We start from the raw sequence: 6,000 nt of genomic DNA on the forward strand, positions 1-6,000 counted from the left end.
GGAGGAAATGTTTTTTTTTGCAGCGCTGCTATAAAAAACGAGCGTACAAAGGATGCAAAGTACGCTGAAGCTAAAGTTTGTAAAATTAATTTCTAGCAAAAGAAAATAAGTGCTTTGAAATTTACAGAAACGATTGCTAGTGATTCTTTGTCAGAAGAATTATTTTTCAATTTAGCATTAAATGGTCTTTTTTCTTTTTATAAAGACGAAGAGCCCGTTCCATTCGTATATTATGTGAAGTATTATCTTTGGTGTAATGATGATGATGGAGGTCAGTCTGGGGATTTGATTTTTCAAAGAAAAGATTTTTGGCTCTTTTTGAGACGAACAAAACTTATTTGGATGTAAAAAAAGTGGACTATGGCGTGATTTGATAAGAGGGTGAAACCTCTATTGAAAATTCAACAGGTCCAACGCGTTTCTTTAAAAATGTTATATTAGAGACATGGCATTAAAGAGATTTCCAATCGGCGTGCAGGATTTTGTTCAAGTCCGCAATAACGGATACTATTACGTAGATAAGACTGATCTTGTCTATAACTTGACGCATACAAGCCAATATTATTTCCTCAGCCGTCCCCGCCGTTTTGGAAAGTCGCTTTTGATTAGCACCTTGCAATACTATTTCGAGGGTCGTAAGGAACTGTTTACCGGCCTTGCCATGGAACGTTTGGAGACCGAGTGGAAAAAGTATCCGGTCATTCGCCTGGATTTGAGTACGGTAAAGAACTTGGAAGCAGAAACTTTCGCCTCCAATATGAACGAAATTCTAGCGGCAAATGAAGAAAAATATGGCATAAACAATGATAGTTCTAACCAGGCTTGGGGAAGTCGTCTTTCTTCTTTGATTCGTGCAGCCAATGCGCAGACCGGTGAACAGGTTGTTGTTCTTGTCGACGAATACGACGCCCCGGTTCTCGAGGCTATGGGTGATGCTGCTTTGCAGGAAAAGGTTCGCAACCGTATGCGTGACCTTTACGCCCCGCTCAAGGCGCTTGGTGGCATTTTGCGTTTTGTATTCCTTACGGGTATCAGCAAGTTCAGCCAGCTCAGCATCTTCAGCGAGTTGAATAACCTGAACGTCATTACCATGGATGACGAGTATGCAGCCATCTGTGGCATCACCAAAGAAGAACTGCTGACCCAGATGCAGCCCGAAATCCAAGCTCTAGCAGACAAGCAAGGCATGACCTACAACGAAGCAGTTGCTGCCCTGCAGCGCCAGTACGATGGCTACCATTTCTGCGAAAACTCTCCGGATATCTACAATCCCTTTAGCTTGATAAATTCCTTGAGCAAGCTGAATCTAGCGAACTACTGGTTTGCTTCCGGTACGCCAACGGTTCTTACAAAAGCCATGGCCCGTTACAAGCTAAGCCCCGAGGAATACGACCGAGGTTTTGATGTCAAGCAGAGTTCTTTCGATGCCCCCACGGAAACTGCGGAAACGCCGATTCCCATTCTTTATCAGAGTGGATACCTGACCATCAAGGGCTACGACAAGAATGCGGTTCGCCCATATAAGTTACAGTTCCCCAATGATGAGGTCCGCGAAGGCTTGCTGGATCTTCTGACGTGCACCTATACGTCTAAAAATGGCGACGATACTTCCGAATTTCTGGATCATTTCATCACGGCGATGAAGGCTGGCAACCTGGAAACCGCACTTACCGAAATGCGTGCGTTCATGGCGAGCATTCCCTACGATATTGAGAAACAGAACGAACTCCACTACAGGACTATTTTTTACCTGATTTTCAGAATTGCCTCGCCCTACCTGGTGCGTAGCGAAGAGCGAACCGCTGCAGGCCGTGCCGACGCCGTGGTAGAAACCGCCGACAGCGTCTACGTTTTCGAGTTCAAACTGGACAAGAACGGCACCGTCGATGACGCCCTAAAACAGATCGACGATAAAGGCTACCTGCTTCCATATTCCGTGGTGAACAAAGCCGACGGAACGCTGAAGAGCTTGTACAAGATTGGAGCCGCCTTCGATACCGAAAAACGCACCATCGGCGAATGGAAAATCCAGAAATGCTAAGATTTGTGCTGCAACCTACGCGTAGTTGCAGTAGGGGCGATAGCCTTATGCTGACCATGGCCTACGACGGTTCCGGCAGGCGCGTGTCCAAGACCCGCTACAGCAAGGCTTGCGTTTCCGACGAGGCCGATGGCGTGTATGCCGCTGACTGGGAACGGGAACTCGTCACACACTACACAGGCATCGGCACCGAAGTTCGTGAAAACTATCGTGACGGCAGCCTCCAAAATGCCCGCGTGGTCGTAAATATGCCCCAGGGCCTGGGCCGCTACATGCCCGAGGACGCCTCGGCACCAGTGGTGCCATCGACGACTCTCGACGAAAATGGAAAGCCGACCGACTGGAGCGTATTCAATCCTAAATTCGAATGGTATCTCAAGAACCACCTTGGTTCCACCATGCTGGTGTACGGCACCCAGAGTACCTCAAACGCAGACGTTGCTGACCTCGGTGAAGTGAAGAAAGCTTATGACTACCGCTCCTTCGGCGAACAGATTGATCTGATCGCTGACGCAGGCGACAAGGTGACCGAGAATTTCACCGGTAAAGAACGTGATGACGAAACCGAGCTGAACTACTTCGGCGCAAGATATCTGGATCCAATGCTCGGATTGTAGATTTCAGTTGATGCTGCTAGACAGTATGATAGTCCTTATACATACGTTGGTAACAATCCGATTATTACAACTGACCCGGATGGAAATGTCGGCGTTGTCGGTGGAGTGTGTAGTGTTGCGTGGGGCGTTGCGCAAAATTATGCAGAAGCGAGTCTTTTTGGTCAAAAATTTAATTATACAGCTACCGATGCTATTATCGATTTTGCATTAGGCTTTTTTGGTGTGAGTATTGTTGAAAAAGGCGCGAAAATTGCAAAATCAGCTAAATACGCTAATACGATCAAAAAAACAAAGCCCATCACATACAAAAAGAGTGTAGCTGTTGCAACTAAACATAAATGGGCGAATAGACTTGAAAATGCCGAGAAAGACATAAAGGATAATGCTTTTGGGATTGTTAAGGATGATGTTATAAACATTCCTGGAAGGGTAGAGCATGAAGTGGGTAATCTTGTGGTAGACTTTGTGCAAAATGTTGCAACGGATAAAAATAGTTCTCAGGAATCAATGAGTACTGGGGAAGGAATTGGTGCTCTGGCTCCTTCTGACAACACGGCAACCCAAGTAGATTATTAATACAAGATGTGGAAAATAATATTAAATCTTTCGTGCGTTCTTTTTGTTGGATTTGTGTATTTTGAATGTGACCATACAGGAAGGCTTTTCCAAGATTTCTTCGTTAATGCAGGACGGGGAAACGTGTGGGGGATACTTATTTGGACTCCATTTGTGCTTCTTATTTATGGAATACTTATACTATATCTAAAAAGAAACGACAAGTATAGAAAAAGAAGTGGTAAAAACTTTGGAAAGGTTGAGGGGAATCCTGTTGTAATAGCAAAGACCAATGATTTGTCAAAAAACAAGAAAAAGAGAACTGAGTCCAAAGGCACTCGCAAAAGGAATCGGGAGAAATCGAAGGACATAAAAAAATAATCACAAGTTGGAGCGACGCTTCGATTTATCTGAGAGCTTTTTATCGATCCACAACCCAGCTTCCGAGATTGTTGTACACTACGATTCGCCCCCCGTTTCAGTTCCTTGCATTGCAGGGGGCGGGATGCTCTTGAAGTATTCTTTTTGTTTTGACTTTGTTGACACGGCTTTTAAATTGTTATATCTTAGATGTCATGGCCGTTAAATGCATGTCACATGACTTGGATTACCGAAAGACGCACCTTGCTGTTGCTGCTATTGAAAATGCAGCGTTAAAGCTTGGTGTTGATTCTGCAGATTTGTTTGCTCGTCTGCAGAAGTACGGAATCGTGAAAGACGGCCTGTTTTCATTTTATGAGGAACTGCATACGCAGAGCCTTGATTGGGTCTCCGACTTTATTATTGAATCCTTGCAAAACCGGGAGGCCAGGGAAGTATGATTCTGTTTCACGGATCCGATAAAGTTGTAGAAAAGCCTGAGACAAATTTTGGACGCAAAAAGGTGGATTTCGGCCAGGGATTCTATCTTACAAGTTTGCATGAACAGGCCGTAAAGTGGGCGAAGATTATTGCTTTTAAAAAGGGCTTGGGCAAGGCCTATGTCAGCGAATATACTCTTGATGACAGTCTTCTGGATTCGCTTGGCCTGCGCTATAAGAAATTCCTTGCCTACGATATGGAATGGCTTGATTATGTGATTGATTGCCGCAATGGTGGCAGTTTGCAAAATCAATACGATGTTGTCGAAGGCGGGGTTGCTAACGACAACGTTATTGACACTGTCGAGAACTACGAGAATGGGATAATAACTGCTGAACAAGCCCTCGGCCAGTTGCAATACAAAAAGGTGAATCACCAGATTTGCATCCGTTCACAGGAAGTTTTGGATCGGATGTTACAATTTGTTCGTTGGGAGGAGGTCTAGCCATGCAGAATGGAGTTCTCTGGCGAAAGGAAGCTCGGCTTGTTAAAAAGCTGGCTGAACTCAAGAATATTGACTGCACATCTGCTTTGTCGATTTTTTTTGCCTCTAATACGCATAAACTACTTTTACAGCCCGAGTCCGGCTTGCAGCTCATGAGCGACGGCTATATCCTTGAAGACCTTCTGGCAGAACTTGAGTGATTAAGGAACTCTGTAGGTCGGTGGAATTCAGGATGGAAACGAGAGCAGACGATGGGTCTCAACCTACGCGTGGTTGCAGTAAAAAAAACAGGGTCGCGCCTTCATCGGTGTGGCCTTTTAAAATTACAAGAAAGTCTTTGGGGTTACAGAGTCTTTATTTCCTCAGGGGAGAGACCTGTTTGTTGGGCAATGACTTCTAAAGAAATTCCTGCATCGCGGAAGTCCTTGGCAAGTTCCTTGTTCTTGGCTTCGGCACCTTTCTTTTCGCGGATGTTGAGTTTCTGTTCCAGAGACATATAAGCCTTCCTTGCGATGGGATCCTTGCGGTACTTTTCAACCAGTTCGTGATTGGAGCAAGTTCACCACAGGACATACGCAGATATTGACGAGGTCAAGGAGGATTTATTCAAGTATATCGAACTGTTTTACAATCGCAAGCGCTTGCATAGCAGCCTAGGGTACATGAGCCCGGTTGCCTACCGTTTGCAAAAACTTAGCGCATAACCTTTAACAAACAATACGAAAAAAAAGAGGCATCATCAACATGTGTGGAAGCATTTAGGCAGCCTTGCTAGATGATTCTCTCGATTCCGATTCCCATTCGTAGGCTATCTGTACATCTACATAGGAACAGCTCAGCATTATCAGCGACAGCATGTTGTTCATGTTCCTGAAGCCATAGGCAGTCCGTATCAGTAGCTTTATCTTGTTGTTCGTCGCCTCGATCCTTGCGTTTGACACGCCCAGCCTGATTGTGTTGAGGATTCCGTCGTAGTTGCGCTTGATCTTTGCGTACAGATCCTTTACTGGGCCGATGCGTGAGTGACTTGCCCGCCACAGCCACCTGTCCAGATTTTCCCTGGCATCGGCATAGTCCATCTTCAGGATGATGCGCAGCTCCTCCTTGAGCTGGTATGCCCTGTAGAGACGCGGATAGCGGCTGGCTATGAGCTCTATTTTTCTCTGCTGGCTTTCGCTAAGGTTCTCTGGAGCCTTGCCCAGAGCGTACCTGGAGTTCTTTATCCCCTCCGCGGTGCGGTCCTTCGGGACGCTGTCCTTCGTGGGCCTGCCTCGGCCCCGTTTTGGATTGCAGCGTTCCTTGCGGGCCTCCCTCCAGGCTTCCACACGGACCTTGTCCAGGGCATCCGTCGCCCACTGTACGACATGGAAGCTGTCCACGCACCGTTCGGCATTGGGCAGGAACTCCTCGATGCTTGACCTTATCCACTTGGCCCCATCACAAGTCACAAGCTCCACGCCCTTGCGCTGCTCTTCGCTGAG

At 46.3% G+C, this 6,000-nt stretch carries 10 protein-coding genes; 8 read left to right on the plus strand and 2 right to left on the minus strand.

What is annotated here, in order from left to right; translation table 11 throughout:
- Nucleotides 1-114 precede the first annotated feature (114 nt).
- The 7 genes from BUB73_RS08270 (at nucleotide 115) to BUB73_RS08305 (ending at nucleotide 4,719) form a co-directional block, all read left to right on the plus strand.
- The gene (locus BUB73_RS08270; protein WP_073284992.1) at nucleotides 115-348 is read left to right on the plus strand and encodes a hypothetical protein; all 234 of its coding nucleotides are present in this window, start codon (nucleotides 115-117) and stop codon (nucleotides 346-348) included.
- A gap of 97 nt (nucleotides 349-445) precedes the next feature.
- A complete protein-coding gene (locus BUB73_RS08275) occupies nucleotides 446-2,041 on the plus strand; it encodes an ATP-binding protein (protein WP_073161632.1) in 1,596 nt (531 codons plus the stop codon).
- Entirely contained in the window at nucleotides 2,035-2,658 is a 624-nt protein-coding gene (locus BUB73_RS08280; protein WP_139259161.1) for an RHS repeat-associated core domain-containing protein, read from the plus strand. Before BUB73_RS08275 ends, BUB73_RS08280 begins: the two co-directional genes overlap by 7 nt.
- Nucleotides 2,659-2,763: 105 nt before the next feature.
- The gene (locus tag BUB73_RS08285) at nucleotides 2,764-3,234 is read left to right on the plus strand and encodes a hypothetical protein (RefSeq protein WP_073161630.1); all 471 of its coding nucleotides are present in this window, start codon (nucleotides 2,764-2,766) and stop codon (nucleotides 3,232-3,234) included.
- A 554-nt stretch (nucleotides 3,235-3,788) separates the two neighbouring features.
- Entirely contained in the window at nucleotides 3,789-4,034 is a 246-nt protein-coding gene (locus tag BUB73_RS08295) for a DUF3791 domain-containing protein (protein WP_212668353.1), read from the plus strand.
- Nucleotides 4,031-4,519, plus strand: a complete 489-nt coding sequence (locus BUB73_RS08300; RefSeq protein WP_073284995.1) for a DUF3990 domain-containing protein — start codon at nucleotides 4,031-4,033, stop codon at nucleotides 4,517-4,519. Before BUB73_RS08295 ends, BUB73_RS08300 begins: the two co-directional genes overlap by 4 nt.
- Before the next feature lie 2 nt (nucleotides 4,520-4,521).
- Nucleotides 4,522-4,719 (plus strand): hypothetical protein, encoded by a 198-nt coding sequence (locus BUB73_RS08305; RefSeq protein WP_073161509.1) that lies wholly within the window; start codon nucleotides 4,522-4,524, stop codon nucleotides 4,717-4,719.
- A 143-nt stretch (nucleotides 4,720-4,862) separates the two neighbouring features.
- Here BUB73_RS08305 and BUB73_RS17245 read toward each other — a convergent pair whose 3' ends face one another.
- The gene (locus tag BUB73_RS17245) at nucleotides 4,863-5,015 is read right to left on the minus strand and encodes a hypothetical protein (protein ID WP_158535537.1); all 153 of its coding nucleotides are present in this window, start codon (nucleotides 5,013-5,015) and stop codon (nucleotides 4,863-4,865) included.
- Between the two features lie 52 nt (nucleotides 5,016-5,067).
- Between BUB73_RS17245 and BUB73_RS08310 the strand changes: the two genes are divergently transcribed.
- Nucleotides 5,068-5,223, plus strand: coding sequence for an IS3 family transposase (locus BUB73_RS08310; RefSeq protein ID WP_088658752.1), 156 nt, complete (start codon nucleotides 5,068-5,070; stop codon nucleotides 5,221-5,223).
- Nucleotides 5,224-5,277: 54 nt separating this feature from the next.
- Here BUB73_RS08310 and BUB73_RS08315 read toward each other — a convergent pair.
- On the minus strand, nucleotides 5,278-6,000 hold a 723-nt coding region (locus tag BUB73_RS08315), incomplete at its 5' end, for a transposase (RefSeq protein ID WP_139259162.1).

This window comes from Fibrobacter sp. UWH6 (assembly GCF_900142465.1).
Lineage (GTDB): Bacteria > Fibrobacterota > Fibrobacteria > Fibrobacterales > Fibrobacteraceae > Fibrobacter.

Bases quoted from the DNA above. Each gene is read 5' to 3' on its own strand.
- BUB73_RS08275 (WP_073161632.1), top strand. From the start codon at position 446: ATGGCATTAAAGAGATTTCCAATCGGCGTGCAGGATTTTGTTCAAGTC.
- BUB73_RS08280 (WP_139259161.1), top strand. From the start codon at position 2,035: ATGCTAAGATTTGTGCTGCAACCTACGCGTAGTTGCAGTAGGGGCGAT.
- BUB73_RS08295 (WP_212668353.1), top strand. From the start codon at position 3,789: ATGGCCGTTAAATGCATGTCACATGACTTGGATTACCGAAAGACGCAC.
- BUB73_RS08300 (WP_073284995.1), top strand. From the start codon at position 4,031: ATGATTCTGTTTCACGGATCCGATAAAGTTGTAGAAAAGCCTGAGACA.
- BUB73_RS08305 (WP_073161509.1), top strand. From the start codon at position 4,522: ATGCAGAATGGAGTTCTCTGGCGAAAGGAAGCTCGGCTTGTTAAAAAG.
- BUB73_RS17245 (WP_158535537.1), bottom strand. From the start codon at position 5,015: ATGTCTCTGGAACAGAAACTCAACATCCGCGAAAAGAAAGGTGCCGAA.